This is a genomic window from Pedobacter sp. CAN_A7 (genome assembly GCF_015752175.1).
Lineage (GTDB): Bacteria > Bacteroidota > Bacteroidia > Sphingobacteriales > Sphingobacteriaceae > Pedobacter.
Genome location: NZ_JADOUW010000001.1, coordinates 1,280,081 through 1,300,174 on the forward strand (window position 1 = coordinate 1,280,081; position 20,094 = coordinate 1,300,174).

The following is a 20,094-nucleotide window of genomic DNA, read 5'->3' on the forward strand; positions in this document are numbered from 1 at the left end:
TTCTGTTTTTCAGGTTAAACTCCCTGTTAAAACAGCGATGATCAGAAATAGTTTACAAGCTTTTTTCAGGAAGATGATCCGGCTTTTTTAACAGGGCCTGCATCAGCAGCGACAAGAAGATCACTAATAAACAACCTATTACATTGAGCCAGAGGTAAGCTACTACCTGCAGGTATCCACAAATACAGACGGTAATTTCGGCCATGATGGCCGCAATAAACACCGCCCGTCCATTTACCTTTTTTAAGTAAAAGGCGACTAAAAACACCCCTAGAATAGTGCCGTAGATATAAGAGCCCAACACATTGACGGCTTCAATCAGGTTGCCAATTTTACTGGCATATAGCGCCATCAGGATACAGACAAAGCCCCAGAAAAAGGTAAGCCAGCGCGACGCTTTCAGGTATTGCTTATCAGAACCGTCTTTTTTAATCAGTCGTTTATAGATATCTATGACGCTCGTTGAAGCGAGAGAATTTAAGGCGCTGGCGGTAGAACCCATAGAGGCCAGGAAGATAATGGCGATTAACAAGCCAATCAGGCCTTTTGGCAGGTATTCGGTAACGAAGCTCAGAAAGATGTAATTGTTGTCGTTAATGTCTGCATTGGCATCATTCTTCAACATGAGATCCGTAGTTTTTTTACGCACTTCCTTCTCTTTCACATCCGCAGCAAGCAGCAGGGTTCGTTGGGCATCAATACGTTGCTCGTCGCCCTGGTCTATCGCCAGTCCTAGCTTATCCAGCTCTTGCTGCTTGGCCTGGAACGCTTGTTGGTGCTCCGCCTTAATAGAATTTAGCTGAGGTGCATATGCACTATTTTCTAGTTTATTTAATTCAAAGCGGTTAAAAAAGACCGGTGGTTTAGTGTATTGGTAAAAAGTAAAAACCAGTACGCCAATCAACAGAATTAAAAATTGCATGGGTATTTTAACTATACCATTCATCAATAAACCCATACGGCTCTGCCCTACCGACGAGCCGGTAAGGTAACGCCCTACCTGACTCTGGTCGGTACCGAAATACGATAATTGAAGAAAAAAACCACCGATTAAACCGCTCCATAAAGTGTAAGGGTTGTCCCAGTCGAAATTGAAGTTGATGGCCTCTGTACGTCCCATTTTACCCGCAATACTTATGGCTTTACCAAACCCAACACTGGAAGGCAACAGCTGCACGACAATAACCCCAGCAGCAAATAGACCGGAGAAAATAATTGCCATTTGCAGCATTTGTGTATAAGAAACTGCCCTGGTGCCCCCGTAAACAGTATATAGCACCACAATACTTCCTATAAAAATAGTGGTAAACGTAGGATTGATATTCAGGATGATGGATAAGATAATAGATGGCGCATAAATGGTAATCCCCGTGGATAAGCCCCGTTGGATTAAAAATAGAAAGGCTGTTAATGCCCGGGTGTTTAAATCAAAGCGCTGTTCAAGGTATTCATAGGCCGTATACACCTTTAGGCGATGAAAAATAGGCACAAAGGTTACGCAGAGGACAATCATGGCCAGTGGCAAACCGAGGTAAAATTGAACGAAGCTCATTCCCGAAGAATAACCTAATCCAGGGGCAGATAAAAAGGTAATTGCACTGGCTTGGGTAGCCATCACCGACAGGCATACACTATACCAGGGCATGGACTGGTTCCCTAACAGATAACCCTGAATATTTTCAGTGCCGCGACTCCGGTAAATACCGTAAACCACGATGAATAATAGTGTACAAACTAATACCGCCCAATCCAGATTACTCATGAAAAATATCGGGTAAAGAAGTACAACATTAATATGATCAGGCCTAGCCAAAGGATGAGCAGCCAGTAAATTCTATTCCAGTTTCTTTCTTTTTCCATCTAGTTTTCCCGTTTAGCAAGCAGGTTTACAAACAAGCGGAAAGCTCCGGGAACCCCTGCTGGCAGCTCCCTAAAAAATGACAAACCGGTATAGACATATTTTCCTTTTCCATAAGGCGCAACAATAAGCGAACCCTGTTGTGGCGCCTGCCCAGGGTCATTCATGGCTAAAATAGCGGTATACTTGGTATCGGTTGACGCAGAAAAATAAAGACCTCGCTCCTGCACCCAACCATCGAAATCCTTAGCGGTAATTTTATTCGGATAATTTAAAACCTGATGTTCAGGCACTAAAAAACTAACTGGTGATTGCTCATTTGTTACCCGGTTACGGCTTAGCTCAAAAGGATAAGGACCTAAATTTTCTATTTTTAGTGGGTTGTTCACATTGTATTGTACAAGTAGGGTACCGCCCATTTCTACATATTTTAGGAGGCGAGGCTGCATGGCACTTATCCGGTTGTTCACATTGTAAAGACGCACACCAGTAACAATGGCATCAAAACGTGATAAATCACTATACAAAACCTCATTATCGCTTAACATGGTTACCTCATAGCCTACCTGAGTTAAGGCTTGTGGCAACAAATCGCCTGCGCCTGCTACATAACCGATACGTTTATGCAAGATCTTTAAATCGGTTTGTGCCAGTTTCATCTCTGCTACCGGAAAAACCGTTTGTAAAGGAATATGTTCAAAATTGATCCTTTCCAGACCCTGGTGATAAGTTTCACCCTCCACCATCACATTTAACGACATCACACCCGTATGTTGCGAACCAGCAGGCTGAACAGAAAGTGTTATGGTTTTTTCTGCCCCTTTTTTAGCGAAACTAAAGTCAACCTGAGCTGGCGTAACTGCCCATCCTGCAGGAACTACAGGCTTTAACACACCCGTAACATTATCTTTAAAACTGCGTAAACGAACGCTGAAGGTTTTAGCTTCTGTTCCGGTAAATAAAGCCGCTGCTTCCGACAAGTTTGCGGTCACAGGGGGTGCAACAACCAGTGGCTGGTATATTTCGCCACGGGCAGGGTCTGTAAATTTATAAATAAGTGGTCGTTGAATCTTAATTTCCTCTTTGCCAAAAAGTACTGACACCTGGAATACATCAGGATCAGGATTCTCTGGTAGGCCGCGCAATGCCAAAGAATCGACAATATAATTTCCAAGGGGATGTGGTTGTATTAACCAATAAGGCTGTGAGGTTTTCAGTGTGGAAGGTGGAAGGTTTACCTTAATCGACTGCATTTCATTGTGCTTTAAACTTAGCTCCTGACTAGTGCCACCGCTGCTAAAACGCAGGCGAACGGGCATAATGATGGTTGCTCGGTTAATGGCTTGCACTTGCATCGGGATAGACGCCGTTACGGAATATTCAGGTGCGCTCACGTTGGCTTCCATCCAAATACCGGCACAGGCCAGGATAAGTTCATCTAACAATTCATGTTTGAAAGGGAGTGATTTTGTGGTTTTCCTTAAGGTAAGAAGCATTGGCAGGGAGGCCGCGGGATTGGCCACCTGGTATTCCTTGTTGATCTGGTTTAGCAGTTGCTGCACCTTTGCCATGTCGGCATTGCGATTCAGGCTTAGGTTTATGCCTTCAAACAAGTCGGATTGTGCAGGTTTACCCGCTAGCGGATAAAAGTATTCGAAGGCCGAACCCCGTTGTGCCGCAGCACCGAAACCCTGACTACGATGTTTTGAGCGACTGGCAGCGGCAAGTTCGCCATAACTTTTACCCAATAATACATTGTAGCCGCCCACATCTATCTTTAATTGGTCTTCGGAAGTGGTATTGTTGCCGCCAAAATTAAAAGTATTCCAAACCACACGTGTTACCTGCCAGGGTTTAACCAGCTTGAGCTGTTCTGGAAACTGACGTGGGTCTGCAGCTGCTTTAAAAGCTTCCTGTGCTAACATGGCAGATGCCGTATGGTGCCCATGACCGGCCCTGGAATCGGGCGGAAAACGCGTAATGATTACATCGGGCTGGAATTTACGGATCACCCAGACCACGTCACTTAATATTTTTTGTTTATCCCAGATCTTGAAACTTTCTTCGGGGTTGGTAGAAAAACCAAAGTCATTAGCCCGGGTAAAGAATTGTTCGGCCCCGTCAATGCTACGGGCGGCTAGAAGCTCTTGTGTACGTAAAAGACCTAAAAAATCAGCCTGTTCAGTACCAATTAAATTTTGTCCGCCATCACCTCTGGTTAATGATAGATAACCTGTTCTTACTTTTTTTTCTTTAGCCAGGTAGGCCAGTAAGCGGGTGTTTTCATCATCAGGGTGGGCCGCCAGGTACAAAACACTACCGCTAACATTTAGGGCTTCCAAGCCCTGTTTGATTGATGCAGCGTCCATGGACACAGCCTCTTGCGCAACAAGGCGAAAGGAGGCAATTGAAAGAAGTAAAAAAACTTGGAAGAACCTGAAAATCATCGTATATAATTGATGTTCCCAATTTAATTAAAAATCAGACAGGGCCAAGAGCTGCTATAAAGATTTTACAAGAGGATCTTGCTGCTCACCTCTTTATCAATGGTAATAAAACCAGGATATTTAACAAGGCTGTTTCCAACCATGAAACTAGGTTTGATTTTTAGCGTAACAATTCCTTTTTGTTCAGCGCCGCCCTGGCTGGCTTTAAAGAAACGGGCTACTTCGTCCATCACCTTACTATTGCTTAAAAAAGGAAAAACATTGGCATTGATATCAACGGGTACAATGGTGGTTTGTCCGGGTTTTACCATAACCTGCTGGTTCACAAATCCGGTAGCAATCTCTGCCTGGTTGATCAGAATTTTATATTCAAACTCATTTATGGAAGCGAGGTCACCTGTTGGATTAGTAATCTCCAGGTTCAATTTAGCCCGCATGGGGATATCTTTTCTTAAGAAACCTAAAGCTAAGCCAGGTAAACTACCCAGGTTAATATTTTCTTTTTCGAGTATGCTTTTAACATCTGTTCCTGCTATGGTAATCTGATCTGCCGAAGCTATTTTATAAGTACACTTTTCAAGCGCTTTGATCTGTTGTGTTTGTTTGTTGATTCCGCAACTCCATAGCGTTACCGCTAGCAGGCAAATCGAAAGAAGTTTGTTCATATCAGCTATAACGACGAAATATTAAATTCTATACATGAGGGTTATCATGTTTATCAGTCTTCAGGTCTGTTTTTTTAATGTGGTCTTCCAGATCTTCTTTATCCTTATGATTCTGACGCCTGATGATGAGCCAAATGGCCAGCAGTACGAAAACTACACCAATAACAATTTTAAAATCAACTTCCTCCATCATAACTTTTTTGTGCTAAACTATAGTTTCGGGATGAACCCCAGATAAACTGAACATAAAGTTTATTAAAAAGTTCTGCGTTTATTGGTCTTATGTGCAATAATACTATCGATGCTAAATCTCCCCGGACCAGAAAACAATAGAAATACAAAGGCAACTAAGAACATTAAGCTTGGTTCCTGCTTAGAAAAGGGATCTGAACCATGAACAACGAAACAAGCCACCACCATGGTTATAATAAGTGGAATGAGCGCCAGGCGTGTAAACAGTCCCAAAATAACCAGAACGGCACAGAAAAATTCCGCAAAAATAGCCAGGTAAAAAGACGTTGCCATTCCAAGGCCAATAGGATCACCAAATTGTATTTCTCCACCACTTAATACAACATTCAACTTACCCCAACCATGGGTTAACATGATTGCTGCAAAACCTACACGTAAAATTAACAGTCCAAAATCTAAACTTTGGTGGTTATAATTTGTATTAAATATTCTTTTCATCCTTTTTTATGGTTAAGAGACTGACGTAAATATATTATTTTTTATTAATCCTTAATTAAGAAAAATACTTTGGCAACTAGTTTGCTTCAAGCTTTGCTCTTAAATATACGCTAAATTAAAACCTATATTATGAAAAAAATTACTTTTAAAGGTGCCTGGGAAGTATTAAAAGATGCTTTTGGCGGCTTTTCTGATCATAAAGTAACTAAACTGAGTGCGTCATTAGCTTATTATACTGTTTTCTCAATGGGACCATTGCTGATCGTCATTATTGCGATATGTGGTTTTTTTCTGGGCAGAGAAGCTATAGAGGGACAAATTTATCAGCAACTGGAAGGATTTTTAGGTTCGGACACAGCGATTCAGCTACAAGACATGATTAAAAAGGCTGCTATAAGCGATAAGAGTTTGATGGCCATTATTATAGGTGGTATTACCTTGTTGGTAGGTGCCACGACTGTATTTGCTGAGATTCAGGATTCCATCAACACCATTTGGGGCTTAAAGCCAAAGCCAAAAAAAGGATGGTTAAAATTGATACAAAATAGGTTATTGTCGTTCTCGGTTATTATCAGTTTAGGTTTCCTGCTGTTGGTTTCCCTTGGCGTCACGGCCATCATTGACGGCTTCAGCAATAGTTTTGCAGCCAGTTTCAAAGACGTCTCCGTAGTATTGGTATATGTTGTCAATCAAATTGTTACACTGCTGGTGATATCTTCTATTTTCGGTGTTATTTTCAAGGTATTACCCGATGCGGAGATTAAATGGCGTGATGTAATTCTCGGATCCATGGTCACCGCGGTGTTGTTTATGATTGGAAAATTTGGTATATCTTTCTATATCAGTAGCAGTAATGTAGGTAGTACATATGGTGCTGCGGGGTCTTTAGTTATTTTATTGCTGTGGACTTATTACTCATCGATCATTCTTTATTTTGGAGCAGAGTTCACTAAAGCTTATGCAGTTAAGTATGGAACTAAAATTCACCCTAATGCATATGCTGTAACCACCCGCGAAGTAGAAATAGAAACCGGAGATGATTCGATACAAGAAAACGCAAAAAAGCCTACTGAAGTAAAGAAATAAACAACAGTAGGCAAAAAAAAATATATCGTATCGGTTGCTTAAGCGGTTTCCATTTTAACAATGTTCCTGTAAGGGAATACGCTAAAAATGTGTCTGCGCGCAAAGCGACCAGGTGAATCTGCGTTTACTAATTTAACATAAACTGCACGTGGTACTTCAAAATATTCGTAACCGCTACCATCAAGGAAATGAACTTTTAAAACTGTTTTTTCCCAGGTAAAATCTGCGATACCGCAAGATCCTGTAGTTTGGTCATATTCTTCTTTTGATAAGGCTAAGGTCTCTGGAGCAATACTCACTAAAAAGTGGTAAGCCTCAATGATATCCTTACTTTTATGTTCAGCTTCTATTTTAGCTTCTTCATTATCGTTGAACTTATCAGGGTGACAGTCTTTCATTAAATTCCTGTAAATGGTCTTTAATTCTTTAAGCTCGGCATCCTTTTGTACACCTAACAATTTTCTGTAATCTACTATTTTCTTCATAAAATTTGCGCAAAGATACGCCAATTTTATTGGTATTTGTATGATGTTTAAAATATTTATAACGTGTTGATTAATTGATGTTTTAACACACTTGCGTTAGGCTGCCCTCATCATGTAAAGCAGTATCTTTTTAAGGCGACTTAAAACACTCCGCTCCTTTAACTGTTTTAATCTCAAACAACTCCTTAAGATGACTGAATTTGAATCACAAAACCCAGAATTTACTATCGAAGTAGACTTCGATGGTCATTCGCAATCTTTCCAGGTAAAACCTGAAGAAACCAGCGATGGTGTATCCTATTACAGCTGTTTGCAGGAAGGAAAAACAGTTACCCAACTGAGAACAAACGAAAAAGGGCAATGGGAACAAATCTGGGGCAAGCTATCTCCCCAACAGGTGGAGGCGCTGGGCGCTGTACTAAAAAAGGAAACGTATGAAGACTGAGAATAAGCTTAAGCCCCGGTCGGGAAATTATGAGATCGAAAAGCACCATTATGAAAATATGGGGCTTAATGAACGTATGGCATCCCTACTATTGGGAGGCATTTTAATTGGTTCTACTTTAAAAAATCCGCTAAAAGGCCGATTCCTCTATGGGGCCTACCTGGCCTACCGAGGCATGACGGGTAAATGCATGTTTTATGATTACCTGGGTATTGATGGGAAAAGGCCTCAAGCCGTTAACATCAGGGGTGAATTTGAGATTGATCTGCCACCGGCAGAAGTGTATGCTTACTGGCGGAACTTAAAAAATCTGCCAGGAACAGTAAATAACTTATTGGACGTAGATGTAGTGGATGAGCACCACTCTACCTGGAAAACTGCGGCACTGGGTAAATTTTTAGCCCTGAAATGGGATGCAGAAATTGTTAAGGATGAGCCTGGCCATTTAATAGGCTGGCGTTCCATAAATGCACCCCTGGTACAACATGTTGGTAAGGTTGAATTTGAAGAAACACTGGATGGACGTGGCACTTTATTAAAGGTTGTGTTGTCTTACCGCCCCATCATTGGTGGCATTGGTGTAGGCTTATCTAAATTAATCAACCCTTATTTTGAACACTTGCTGCAGAAAGAAATCAGGAATTTTAAATATACCATTGAGCATAAAACTCCGGTTTTTGTATAATTCGTAAAATACTTATATAATAGAATAAGCCAGGACATTCATCCTGGCTTTTTTTGTAAATGATATTTTTTATCCAGCGCCTACAGCGGTACCCAGACCGGCAACAATAACGAGAATTAGGGTGAGAATGTAAAAGGAAATTAGTACAATCATCAGGATGCCCCAAAATTTAAAGAAGGATTTTAAATTGTTCATCGCCTCGGCCAGACTTTCCTGCTCGCCATATAATATTGCCTTATTTGCTGCATTAGCATGTTTAAACAGCAACAAACTTGGGTAAAAATATAAAAGCGCAATAACTAAAAAATAGACGGTTAAAAAGCCCGACCCCATTGCGGCAAGGGGATTGCCCGGACTCATTTTGGCCAGTACAGACACAAAAGCCCCGGCGCCAAAGCCCATCATGGCTACAATTGCAGTGATGACGAAGCCGACGATAGACAGGAATTTAGTCCATTTGGCGGTATCGTACAGGTAACTCCTGATGTCTTCAGTAATGATTAAAGGTTGCTGAGGAAGTTCTGCTGATAGCTCCTGTTTTGTTTCTTCGATATTGTCCATTCGTAGTGACGTTTGATCTAATTTTGTGTTTTTAAACATAAAGAATATTTACACGCTCTGCAAGTTTATTACGCTCGGGTTTTAATTTTTTTGATACCTTTGCGCCAAATTAACACAAATCTATTCATGGCATTACAATGTGGTATAGTGGGTTTACCAAATGTTGGAAAATCTACCTTGTTTAACTGTTTATCGAACGCTAAGGCGCAGGCAGCAAATTTCCCTTTTTGCACCATCGAACCTAATATTGGCGTTATTACTGTTCCAGATGAAAGGCTGACCAAGCTTGCTGAGTTAGTAAAACCTAACCGGGTGGTGCCAAATACCATTGAGATCGTTGATATCGCCGGATTGGTTAAGGGTGCCTCCAAAGGTGAAGGTTTAGGTAACCAATTTTTGGGTAACATTCGTGCAACCAACGCCATCATTCACGTGTTGCGTTGTTTTGATGATGGCAATGTGATCCATGTGGATGGCTCTGTTGATCCTATTAGAGATAAAGAAATTATCGACACGGAATTACAGCTAAAAGATTTAGATACAGTTAGTAAACGCATCCAGAAAGTAGAGAAAATGGCTAAAACCGATAAGGAAGCCAAAAGAACTTTCGACCTGTTGAGCATCATCAAAACGCATTTGGAAGGTGGAAACTCAGTTCGTTCTGCTGCATTAAACGCTGATGATTTCGATTATATAGAAGATTTGGGTTTATTGACTCAAAAACCAGTGATGTATGTATGTAATGTTGATGAAAATTCTGTCATCAATGGAAACGCCTATGTAGATCAGGTAAAAGAAGCCGTAAAAGGAGAAGGTGCTGAAGTACTGGTTATTTCGGCTAAGATAGAATCAGAAATTGCAGAACTGGAAAGTTATGAAGAACGTCAGGAGTTTTTGAATGATTTAGGTTTAACCGAATCAGGAGTTAACAAATTGATCGTTGCCGCATACCGTCTGTTAGATTTATATACTTATTTTACTGCTGGTGTACAAGAAGTAAGATCATGGACCATTACGAAAGGATTTACCGCGCCACAAGCGGCTGGTGTAATTCATACAGACTTTGAGAAAGGTTTTATTCGTGCAGAGGTGATAAAATACAACGATTTCATAACCCTGGGTTCAGAAAATGCTTGTAAAGATGCTGGAAAACTTGGTGTGGAAGGTAAAACTTATGTAGTGGAAGATGGCGACATCATGCACTTCCGATTTAACGTTTAAGGAATAATCGATTGATATTTGTTTGTAACTGAGTTATAAACAGCAAAAATGCAGCTTCATAAAGAGCTGCATTTTTTGTTAGTTATATTTTGATGAGTCTGGGTTTATGGTTTTATAGCGACGTGCTCAACTCGTTTAGTTATCCTATTAAGCAGGGTAAGCAACTGCGTTTACCTGGTTATAAAATCTATGTTCAAGTGGCTAAGCAACCGCGTTTACCTGGTTATAAAATCTACGTTCGAGTGGCTAAGTAACTGTATGTTTAGGTTTATAAAACCAGGTCAGAGCAATATGCCCTCGAGGAACATCACAGCGACCGAGAAGTAAATGATAAGTCCGGTTACATCGACCAGCGTGGCAACAAAAGGTGCAGAAGAAGTTGCAGGATCGGCACCTAGCTTTTTAAGCAGTAAGGGTAACATCGATCCAGCCAGGGAGCCCCAAAGGACCACACCTACCAGCGCCACACCTACAGTTAATCCAATAAGCATCCAATGCGGCCCATACATATCGCTAAACAGCGTCCATACAAAGATTCTGGTAAAACCAATTGTTCCTAATACAATACCTAGAATTAAACCAGAAAGGATTTCACGTTTCATCACTTTCCACCAATCTCCAATCGTAATTTCTCCTAAAGCCATGGCCTGTATAATTAGTGTGGATGCTTGTGAACCACTATTACCCCCGCTGGAGATAATTAAAGGAACAAACATGGCCAGAATAACCGCCTTAGCGATATCTGCTTCGAAATAACCCATGGCGGTGGCGGTTAACATTTCCCCTAGAAATAAGATCACCAGCCAGCCTACCCTCTTTTTCACTAAACCAAATAAAGGCATATCGAGGTATGGCTCGTCTAAAGCCTGGGTGCCCCCAATTTTATGCATGTCCTCTGTGTACTCCTCGTTGGCGATCCAGAGGATATCATCGACAGTAACAATGCCTAATAAAATATCATGATCATCCACTACCGGAAGTGCCACCCGGTTGTTCATCCGGAATACATTAATGGCTTCTTCCTGCGGGTCGTTTGCTTTTAATGCAATGGTGCGGTTATCGGCGAGGTCGCCAATCATAACTTCCGGACTGGCCAATAAAATCTCTCTGATTCTAATGTCATCTAACAACACCCCATTATCACCGATTACATAAATGACATCGATGGTTTCAGAGTTTTTACCATAACGTCTGATGTGCTCCAAAACCCGACTAACGGTCCAGTCTTTTTTAACAGCCACGTAATCTGGTGTCATCAAACGGCCCACACTGTCCTCTTCATAACCCAGAAGCGACAAGGCCTCTACCCGATCTGTAGCCGGCAATAACTGAATCAATTTGGCAACAGCATCACCTTTTAGTTCACTGAAAAGTGAGGTACGGTCGTCGGGAGGAAGTAAGTTGATTAATTCGGCTAGTTTTGGGCCTGATAGTTTTTTGATAATCCTTTCCTGGGTTGGAAAGTCAAGAATTCTAAACACATTAACGGCGCGTTTTATGGCCAGGGTATCTAAAAATTTTACGGCATATTGGGGAAGTTCGTTGATCAGGTGTTCAACATCTGAGATGTTCAGGTCATCTAAATAGACTTTTAATTGTGCATTGTCACCCTTTTCAACCAGTTCAACCACTTCTTCAACAATCAATTCTTCCATAAAATACGACTCTTTTTTTACATGTTTATGCTTCTTGTTCAGGATTGCAAAAGTGGGGTTTTATTTTTAGAATATGGTTGTAGAGGATAAGTTAATTTGATTGCGACTTAGCTTGAAATTAGTTTACATAAAAAAGTCTTATTATTCTATGTTGTTTACTAATAGTTATGAGAAAATCAGGGGAATGCGCGCAAGGTTTTTAGCGGCAACAAGCTTTTCGTTAAAGGTGTTATTGATAAAAGAGGCGGACGGTGTTCGTGCTGTACGGGGGTTTAGGAGATGATATCTTTGACCTTTATTCAATATAGTCTTTATAACAATGATTTAATTTAAAAACCTCTAGAGATCACCAATGATTTATATATATTTGCGGCCTTGTTCCCGTAGTTCAATGGATAGAATGTTAGATTCCGGTTCTAATGATGGGGGTTCGAATCCCTTCGGGAACACAAACAATTGTATTTAATGATGTTTAGAGGCGGTTTTTGCTAAACTACATACTTAAACACCTATGTTCTTACAAAGAAGCTCCTTAAATGGGGCTTTTTTTATGTCTTTTAATTACCGCTGCATAACTTCCAATTAATTAATATGTTTACTTTTATAAAGACAATGTTATATACAATTTAATAACTTAAACTATTTATCAAACGCTAACATACGGTCAGCTGCTTATATATGTTTTTTAAAAGCTAATGACCATATGATATGCACTCAAAAAAGAATTATGAAAAAAACGTTTCTCCTTTGCTCACTCCTATTTTTCGGCACCACGATGGTCAATGCCCAGGATATAAAAGATTTATATTTCGACTACATGACCACCAGAATGGTCGAAAGTCAAAATAATGAGACAATTAGATCAGCTGCGGCATTATTAAATCGAGCTTCAGAATTAAACGATAAACAGATCGCTAATGTAAATTTCCACCTTGGTAGAATTTATGCCTCAACGGGCGCTCCGGAAAAAGCCATCACCCATTATGAAGCTTCTCTCAAATTAGTACCAGATTATTTTGTTACCCATAACGCATTAGGTTTCCTTCACCTTAAAAAATGTGACACCCTAGGACAAGCAGTAACCGCATCAGCTAAAGCGAAAGACGTTACGCTAAATGAAAAAACTTATAAAGCTTATAAACTTCAGGTTGATAAAACAATTCCATATTTTGAAAAATCACAGGCTTGCGATCCCGACGAAAGAACGATGAATATTTTAAAAGGCCTTTATAATAGCACTAAAAATACTACTGCATTAGCAACACTTCCCGATCGTTTGGCATCTTTAAGCAAAGAGTGTGTCACCTTACTGGATGATGAATAAGTTATACGGAACAAAAAAAAAGGCTCATCACATGGTGAAGGGCCTTTTTTTTGAATTAGTTACGATATTGAAACCTGACCGTACCTAAAATGGAGTTGATCTTTTCTGAATGGCATTGATCTATTTGTGTTTCTGTAGGTACTCTTCCACTTTATCCCTACTGTTGCCAACAGCTTTAATAGCGTCCCTTACTTGTTCCCTGCTAACCCCTAATTTTTCTTGAAGATAAGATAACTCATAGTCCTCATTACCATCTATCTTACTTCGATCTCTTTCATCTTGAATATTTTTGTTGTCTGCCATAATGATTCGTTTAATGAAAATATAAAACAGGAATAATGGTCAAAGTGTTTTATAGAAGGTACATTTGTTTAACCCAAGGCATGATTATTGGAGTCCAAAACCACCATCCCAAACACCATATGACGACAGAAAGAAGCAAGTTCCAATTTTTCCCCTTTATCATCAACCTCGCTATCCCTTTACTCATTGGTGTCATCGGAAGTCTCTTTACCCGACAATCCGTTTCTACCTGGTACCTTACCCTCGCTAAACCAAGCTTTAATCCACCAAGTTGGGTATTCGGGCCCGTGTGGTCCGCCATTTACATCATGATCGGCATCTCGGCCTACCTGGTCTGGAAAAAAAGGAACCAGATTGCACATGTACCCCGCACTGCAGCCATTTACTTCATCCAGCTGGTGCTCAATTTACTTTGGTCATTCCTGTTCTTTTACGCACATAAAATTGGTGCTTCCGTATTCGAAATCGTCGCCTTACTGGTGGCTGTGATCATCAATGCACGCGTATTTTACAAAATCGACAAAACCGCCGGACTGCTGTTTATTCCTTATATTTTATGGGTAAGTTTTGCTACACTATTAACGTATAGTATCTACAATTTAAACTAAACACCTATCCTAATTAATTAAAAAAGCACTATTTTTAGGATGTGATGTCCTATAAATATTTGCTGTTATTACTACTCTTTTCCAGCGCTTTACCCGGGTATTCACAGCGGGTGGGATTGGTATTGAGTGGTGGTGGTGCAAAAGGGCTTGCACATATTGGAACACTGAAAGCACTCGAAGAAAACAACATCCCGATCGACTACATTACTGGCACTTCCATGGGTGGGGTCATCGGTGCCATGTATGCCGCAGGTTACTCACCGGCACAAATGGAAGAAATAGCGAAAAGCAATGAATTCCAGTCCTGGGTAAGGGGCCGCTACACCAGCGATTACAGCTTTTTCTTCCAGAAAAATGGGGTCAATGCTTCCATGCTGAGCGCCAAACTTACCGCAGATACCAGCCTAAGGTTAAACTTCCGCTCGAGCCTGGTGAACGACGTACCCTTAAATTTTGCCCTGATGCAACTATTCTCCCAGGCATCGGCTATAGCTAAAGACGACTTTAACAAGCTGTTTGTGCCCTATCGTTGTATGGTGTCTGACGTACTCGATCAAAGCGCCATCACCGTAAAAAAAGGAAGTCTGGCCGAGGCCGTGCGTGGCACCCTAACCGTACCTTTTGTGTACCGCCCGATTAAACTGGATGATAAATATGTATTTGATGGTGGCTTATATAACAATTTTCCTGTAGATGTAATGAAGCAGGAATTTAATCCCGACTACATTATTGGCGTTAATGTATCTTCCAAAACATCTGATATCTTTCCCGACGAAAACGACGATCGCAAAATGAACCGGTTCATCCTGCAGATGTTTTTATCACGTTCTGATTCTACCCTAATTGGAGATGATGGCGTTTACATCAGACCCGACCTTAAAGATTTTAGTTCTGCCAATTTCACACCTGTCGAAATGCTGATCAAACAGGGTTACGATGCGGCCATGGCCAATATGGATAAGATTAAAAGTGATGTGCGTAAACGCATCTCCGCCACCGAATTGCGCTTAAGGAGAAATGAGTTCAATAATAAAAAACCAGACCTGCTCTTTAAGTCAGTCTCCGTTTCAGGCGTAAATTCTGCACAAAAAAAATACATTGAGCGCCTGTTTAAAAAAGATAAAGATTTGTTTGATTTAAGAGATATTAAACAAGGATACTATAAGCTGGTGGCCGATGAAACTTTCGAAACCATTTACCCAAAAATAGCCTATAATGCTAAAGACGATAACTACCTGTTTGAAATTATTGCCAGGCCTAAAAAAAGCATTAAGCTAGATTTCGGCGGTAACATTTCCACGCGGCCTATTAGCAACGTATATCTGGGTTTACAATACAGCCACCTGAATAAAAACGCCTACACACTTGGCCTTAAATTCTATTCCGGCAGGTTTTATGAAGCGGCTACATTGGCAGCAAGAATAGATTTTCCTACCCGTCTCCCACTTTTTCTGGCTACAGAAATGACCATTAACCATTTCAATTATTACAGTACAAGCTCCATCTATATCGAAAACCTGCACCCCACCTATATCGAAACGATAGACCGTAAAATAGACATCAAGTTGGGTATCCCCTTAGATGGGGGCCTTAAAGTTACCGGGGGCGCAGCGTATTTATTCAATTCCGACTATTACAGTCCGACCAACACTTTTACTGCTGGCGATGTGCTTGATCGCACCATCTTCAAAGGTTTACGCAGTACATTAGCCGTGGAAAAATATACGCTAAATCGCAAGCAATATGCTAACCGCGGAAGAAACTTCCACTTTAGTTTTAACTATTTCAAGGGAAGAGAGCACTATCAGCCAGGAAATATCTCACGAAATAGCCCGATTAGTGAGAATGAGATTGGTGAGGCCAACCTGGATCGCGACTGGGTAAATTTAAAAATTGCAGACGAAAATTACTTTTTCCATAAAGGTCGGTACACACTTGGATATCTGGCAGAAGCCGTCATATCTAACCTGCCTATGTTCTCCAACTACTACTCTACGTTGCTGGTAGCCCCAGCATTTTACCCCATGCAAGATAGCCGTTCACTATACCTGGAGAACTTTCGCGCAGCAAGTTACCTGGCCGCCGGTGTGAAAAACGTATATAGTCTGCGACAAAATTTAGACCTCAGGTTAGAAGCCTATTCTTTTTTACCCTACAAAGAAATTAGCCAGCAAGGCTTTCAACAAGCGCAAGAAACCAAGGCTTTTCAACAATGGCGTTATGCAGCTACTGCAGGGCTGGTTTACCATACGCCATTGGGCCCAATAAGCCTGAGTTATAATTTATACGACGATCCCATAAAAAGAAACGGCATTTTGCTACATTTGGGCTATCTAATTTACAATAAACGATCTATCGAATGAGGCTTTTAAGCATAATCTGTTTCCTGCTACTGATCACTGGTGCAAGCTATGCACAACAGTCCGACATCAACAATTTCATCATTAAAGAAAGTTTATTAAAAAACAGCAAACTAGCTATTATCGCCGCTGATTCTGTTGAAAACCCATTAGAACAAATTAATGGAAATTACACTTTTAGTGTGAGTGGTTTTAAACAAGCTTTGAAGTTTAATGAGGGTGTGGCCATATTACCGTTGCAATTGGAAAGATCAACATTTGTATACATCAAACACATAAACGATCAGGGTACACATAGCAAACTGGTTTTTGTTCATAAAAAAGAAGGCACCCTCACACCTTATGTGATCAGTGCCTTTGGAATGATTTTATTTCCATTAATCGTGATTGTCATCGCCTTTATGTTCCGCAAACTGCTCATCATTGCTATTATTATCCTGGTTGTGTTTGTCTACTTTAACCACAGTAACGGATTAGACTTGAGCACGCTGTTAGAAACCCTGTTCGATTCCATTAAAATGATTTTTTAGAAAGGCAGGCCAATCCCAAAATTGTATTGCACAAAACGATATTCATCCGGACTATGAGTAACCTTATAGTCCGCTTTGAACTGATCAGCTCCATTGATATATTTCCCAATCACCCATTGGTTGGACCCTTCAAACTGTGGATCTTTTAGTTTCAAGCCGATATCAAAGCGGAAAACAAAATACTCTACATCATAACGCAGGCCTAACCCCGTACCAATACCAATTTGGTTAAACACCTTTTTAAAGTCGAAATAGGTTTCTGGTTGCGGGTTTCCCGGCGACACGTTCCATACGTTACCGGCGTCTAAAAAGACTGCGCCTTTAAGTTTAGCACCAAAGAAATTATTGAGCAATTTATAACGGTATTCGAAGTTGGTTTCAATGTGCATCTGACCTAGCTGATCTAATCCGTACAATGTTCTTCTTGTTTCTTCTGTAGCAAGACGTTCACCGCGGTTATAATTACCCGGACCAAGGGTTCTCGCTTGCCATGCCCTTACGCCACTGGATCCGCCTGCAAAAAACAGCTTCTCAAAGGGCATGGTGTCAGAATTTCCATAGGCAAAACCAACACCTGCATTTAGCCTGGCCACAAACTGTTTATCCAGACCCAAAGTTTTATACCACCGTAAATCGATCTCTGGTCTGATGTATTGATTATAAGGTAAACCCAATACGGTTGCAAAATCTCCTTCCGCTATATTATTATGCCCGCCCGCCAAACGGCTAATACCGTCAAGTAAGTTACCTGCCATATCCATGTTCCCTCTGAAATAGAAAAAGCTGCCCGGGGTTAACAATTTATTCTGATTAAGCGTATAGGTATATTTTATACCCAGCGTAATGTCTTGACGACCAAGAAGTTTGATATTATACTCATTATTCCTGATCAGCTCTCTATTAATTTCATTTTGCGCTTCATCTGGCCCATCAGTGACCAACAGTAAGCCTCCAAACCTATATTCAAAGTTTAATGGCGTAAAGGAATGCAGTTTCGAACGGGTTTCAAACCAGTCGTAAGTAACCGAGTTTAAAAACACCCGGCGCACAAAAAAGTCCTTTTGCAATGCATACACATAACTTGTAGAGAATGTAGTAAAAGGCATCCCATTTTTACCCATCATCGGAATATCAAAAGGCAACATCAACCGTGGCACAGCCAGGTTAGCACTTACGGAGAAATCGCGTTGATACACATCGCTAAACAGCGAGCCCCCTTGCCCGAGCCTGGATTGCAAACCACCTTTTATCTGGAACTCAAAACGTTCTGCGCCCCTAAACAGGTTATTATTCGTATAGGTATTACTTAAAGTGAAGCCAACAGTACCAGCATTAAAAGGAATTTCACCTTCTACCCGATTGCTCATTTTTTTCTGAGGGATCAGCCTGATGATAGGTTCTACTACTAAAGAACTGTCTTTAGCTTTCTGGTAATCAATTTTTACGTTTTTGAATACGTTCAGCTCATACAGACGGTTATAGGTGATATCCTCCATAGTACTGTTATAGAGTTCACCTGCTTTTATGAAGTCGTAACGCACAATGGGGTTCCTCCGGAAACGTTTAGCCAAATCGGTGTACCTGATTTGTCTGAATACGCGAGGGTTTAAAGTGATGGAATCAGGAAAACCATCAGAATTTGGCGCAATGATGATATTGGTCTCTCCTATAATATAACGAGGGTGTAAAGGTTTATCCTGTGGATTATCTACCGTCAGTACAATATTTGTTTTACTGGCATTCAGGTTTGAATCAACGGAGTACTTAATATAAGGTCTGGCAAAATCAAAGTAACCATGTTGTTTGGCTATTTCATAAATTTTATCACGTTCATATGCTAAAGAATCGTCGTCATATTGCATGCCTTCGCGAACATGGGTGTAAGTTGGCTTCGTTTTTAAGTAAATTTCTTTTAAAACAGAGTCCTTTACATCAAAAGTTAGTGTATTTACATAAAATGCAGGGCCAGGTGTGGCATTGAATACTATCGAGGCCCGCTGGTTTTCAACAGCAATGCTCGAATTAACTTTGGCATTAAAATAACCTTTACTGTGCAGGAACTTTTCGATTTGCACTCTGGATATGTCTACCAAGGTACTGTCTAATACCGGAGCCGGATTTCCAATGGACTTCGTTTTAAACAGACCATAAAATAGGTTGTATAATCCAACGTTTATCCCCAGTTTAGGTGCAGGGCGGATATCTTTCTGCACATAATTGAGCACCTCTTCTTTAAATTTATCTGGAACACTGTCTATTTCTACCTTTTTCACGATGGATTGGTAGTCTTCTATATACTTGGTGGATGAACAGGAAGCAACAAAAAGAATAATAAATAGTAATATTGCAGGAAAAAGGGTCTTCTTTTTATAATCAGGGTATGCTTTCAAAATCACAGATAAGTTTTATAAAATCATTACATCAAAAAAAGTACCGTAAAGAAAATGGGATTTTTATAATCGAAGGGATTAAATCTCTCGTGGAGTTTATTCCATCTAACTACCAGCTACATAGCATTTACTATTTGGCTGAATATAAATCTTTACTACCAACTTTACCTTCAAATATAAAGTTATTTGAAGTAAACAACGCCGAATTAGATAAGATTAGTACTTTACAAGCCCCACAGGGAATTCTTGCCTTGGTAAACCAACCAAAACCGATTCCCTTAAAGCCCGAAGTGCTTCAAAATTGCTTCTCCCTTTTGCTTGATGGTGTTCAAGACCCTGGAAACCTCGGCACCATTATTAGAACGGCTGATTGGTTTGGCTTTAAAAACATCATTTGCTCTTTAAATACAGCAGATGTATATAATCCAAAAACTATACAAGCCACCATGGGCTCCCTGCCCCGTGTAAATATGTATTATGAAGATTTAGCGCTTATATTACCCCAAATAAGCGTGCCTGTATATGGAGCCCTATTAGAAGGAGAAAGTATTTATAAAACGTCATTTGGCAGCGAAGGCTTATTAATATTAGGTAACGAGGGGCAGGGAATTAGTGCCGAAGTGATCAATTTTATCGAGCATCCGGTAACCATTCCGCGAATTGGAAAGGCTGAGTCTCTGAATGTTGCCATATCTGCAGGCATCTTTTGTTCAGAGATGAGCAGAAATATTATATAATAAATTGCATAATAACTTATAATTGCTATTTTTGCAGTCCTGAA

At 40.5% G+C, this 20,094-nt stretch carries 19 protein-coding genes and 1 tRNA gene; 10 read left to right on the plus strand and 10 right to left on the minus strand.

Going from position 1 to position 20,094, the window contains the following annotated elements; genetic code table 11:
* Positions 1-52: 52 nt before the first annotated feature.
* The 5 genes from IWX76_RS05720 to IWX76_RS05740 form a co-directional block, all read right to left on the minus strand.
* The gene (locus IWX76_RS05720) at positions 53-1,762 is read right to left on the minus strand and encodes a sodium:solute symporter (RefSeq protein WP_196858892.1); all 1,710 of its coding nucleotides are present in this window, start codon (positions 1,760-1,762) and stop codon (positions 53-55) included.
* Between the two features lie 98 nt (positions 1,763-1,860).
* On the minus strand, positions 1,861-4,227 hold the full coding sequence (locus IWX76_RS05725; protein WP_334641295.1) for a PIG-L family deacetylase: 2,367 nt from the start codon (positions 4,225-4,227) through the stop codon (positions 1,861-1,863).
* 143 nt (positions 4,228-4,370) lie between these two features.
* The gene (locus IWX76_RS05730; RefSeq protein WP_196858894.1) at positions 4,371-4,970 is read right to left on the minus strand and encodes a hypothetical protein; all 600 of its coding nucleotides are present in this window, start codon (positions 4,968-4,970) and stop codon (positions 4,371-4,373) included.
* A gap of 28 nt (positions 4,971-4,998) precedes the next feature.
* Positions 4,999-5,163 (minus strand): hypothetical protein, encoded by a 165-nt coding sequence (locus IWX76_RS05735; RefSeq protein ID WP_196858895.1) that lies wholly within the window; start codon positions 5,161-5,163, stop codon positions 4,999-5,001.
* Between the two features lie 62 nt (positions 5,164-5,225).
* Positions 5,226-5,660 carry a DoxX family protein gene (locus IWX76_RS05740; protein WP_196858896.1) on the minus strand — a complete coding sequence of 145 codons (435 nt, stop codon included), beginning with the start codon at positions 5,658-5,660 and terminating at the stop codon, positions 5,226-5,228.
* A gap of 129 nt (positions 5,661-5,789) precedes the next feature.
* Between IWX76_RS05740 and IWX76_RS05745 the strand changes: the two genes are divergently transcribed.
* On the plus strand, positions 5,790-6,746 hold the full coding sequence (locus IWX76_RS05745; protein WP_196858897.1) for a YihY/virulence factor BrkB family protein: 957 nt from the start codon (positions 5,790-5,792) through the stop codon (positions 6,744-6,746).
* Between the two features lie 38 nt (positions 6,747-6,784).
* Here the strand turns inward: IWX76_RS05745 and IWX76_RS05750 are convergent, their stop codons facing one another.
* Positions 6,785-7,231: a KTSC domain-containing protein gene (locus IWX76_RS05750; protein WP_196858898.1), complete on the minus strand. Its 447-nt coding sequence runs from the start codon at positions 7,229-7,231 to the stop codon at positions 6,785-6,787.
* A 190-nt stretch (positions 7,232-7,421) separates the two neighbouring features.
* Between IWX76_RS05750 and IWX76_RS05755 the strand changes: the two genes are divergently transcribed.
* Together IWX76_RS05755 and IWX76_RS05760 are read left to right on the plus strand one after the other, a co-directional pair.
* A complete protein-coding gene (locus IWX76_RS05755) occupies positions 7,422-7,676 on the plus strand; it encodes a hypothetical protein (RefSeq protein ID WP_196858899.1) in 255 nt (84 codons plus the stop codon).
* The gene (locus tag IWX76_RS05760) at positions 7,666-8,361 is read left to right on the plus strand and encodes an SRPBCC family protein (protein ID WP_196858900.1); all 696 of its coding nucleotides are present in this window, start codon (positions 7,666-7,668) and stop codon (positions 8,359-8,361) included. The genes IWX76_RS05755 and IWX76_RS05760 overlap by 11 nt, the downstream gene beginning before the upstream one ends.
* A 69-nt stretch (positions 8,362-8,430) precedes the next feature.
* On the opposite strand, the gene IWX76_RS05765 is transcribed toward IWX76_RS05760, so the two are convergent.
* A complete protein-coding gene (locus tag IWX76_RS05765; RefSeq protein WP_334641297.1) occupies positions 8,431-8,961 on the minus strand; it encodes a DUF5362 family protein in 531 nt (176 codons plus the stop codon).
* Between the two features lie 87 nt (positions 8,962-9,048).
* Between IWX76_RS05765 and ychF the strand changes: the two genes are divergently transcribed.
* A complete protein-coding gene (gene ychF / locus IWX76_RS05770; RefSeq protein WP_196858901.1) occupies positions 9,049-10,143 on the plus strand; it encodes a redox-regulated ATPase YchF in 1,095 nt (364 codons plus the stop codon).
* Positions 10,144-10,424: 281 nt separating this feature from the next.
* Here ychF and mgtE read toward each other — a convergent pair whose 3' ends face one another.
* Positions 10,425-11,798: a magnesium transporter gene (gene mgtE, locus IWX76_RS05775; RefSeq protein ID WP_196858902.1), complete on the minus strand. Its 1,374-nt coding sequence runs from the start codon at positions 11,796-11,798 to the stop codon at positions 10,425-10,427.
* Between the two features lie 377 nt (positions 11,799-12,175).
* On the opposite strand from mgtE, the gene IWX76_RS05780 reads away from it, so the two are divergent.
* A tRNA-Arg gene (locus IWX76_RS05780) sits at positions 12,176-12,247 on the plus strand.
* 278 nt (positions 12,248-12,525) lie between these two features.
* The gene (locus IWX76_RS05785) at positions 12,526-13,122 is read left to right on the plus strand and encodes a tetratricopeptide repeat protein (protein ID WP_196858903.1); all 597 of its coding nucleotides are present in this window, start codon (positions 12,526-12,528) and stop codon (positions 13,120-13,122) included.
* A 120-nt stretch (positions 13,123-13,242) separates the two neighbouring features.
* On the opposite strand, the gene IWX76_RS05790 is transcribed toward IWX76_RS05785, so the two are convergent.
* The gene (locus IWX76_RS05790) at positions 13,243-13,425 is read right to left on the minus strand and encodes a DUF3606 domain-containing protein (RefSeq protein ID WP_196858904.1); all 183 of its coding nucleotides are present in this window, start codon (positions 13,423-13,425) and stop codon (positions 13,243-13,245) included.
* A gap of 80 nt (positions 13,426-13,505) precedes the next feature.
* Here IWX76_RS05790 and IWX76_RS05795 point away from each other — a divergent pair, with 80 nt between their 5' ends.
* Genes IWX76_RS05795 through IWX76_RS05805 form a run of 3 tightly spaced genes read left to right on the plus strand, consistent with a single transcriptional unit; the run spans position 13,506 to position 16,923 of the window.
* A complete protein-coding gene (locus IWX76_RS05795; RefSeq protein WP_334641301.1) occupies positions 13,506-14,033 on the plus strand; it encodes a TspO/MBR family protein in 528 nt (175 codons plus the stop codon).
* Between the two features lie 44 nt (positions 14,034-14,077).
* The gene (locus IWX76_RS05800) at positions 14,078-16,396 is read left to right on the plus strand and encodes a patatin-like phospholipase family protein (RefSeq protein WP_196858905.1); all 2,319 of its coding nucleotides are present in this window, start codon (positions 14,078-14,080) and stop codon (positions 16,394-16,396) included.
* Positions 16,393-16,923 (plus strand): hypothetical protein, encoded by a 531-nt coding sequence (locus tag IWX76_RS05805; protein ID WP_196858906.1) that lies wholly within the window; start codon positions 16,393-16,395, stop codon positions 16,921-16,923. Before IWX76_RS05800 ends, IWX76_RS05805 begins: the two co-directional genes overlap by 4 nt.
* Here IWX76_RS05805 and tamL read toward each other — a convergent pair.
* Complete coding sequence (gene tamL / locus IWX76_RS05810) at positions 16,920-19,313, minus strand: translocation and assembly module lipoprotein TamL (protein ID WP_196858907.1); 2,394 nt, start codon at positions 19,311-19,313, stop codon at positions 16,920-16,922. The genes IWX76_RS05805 and tamL overlap by 4 nt on opposite strands.
* Here tamL and IWX76_RS05815 point away from each other — a divergent pair.
* A complete protein-coding gene (locus tag IWX76_RS05815; RefSeq protein WP_196858908.1) occupies positions 19,304-20,050 on the plus strand; it encodes a TrmH family RNA methyltransferase in 747 nt (248 codons plus the stop codon). The genes tamL and IWX76_RS05815 overlap by 10 nt on opposite strands.
* Positions 20,051-20,094: the final 44 nt, after the last annotated feature.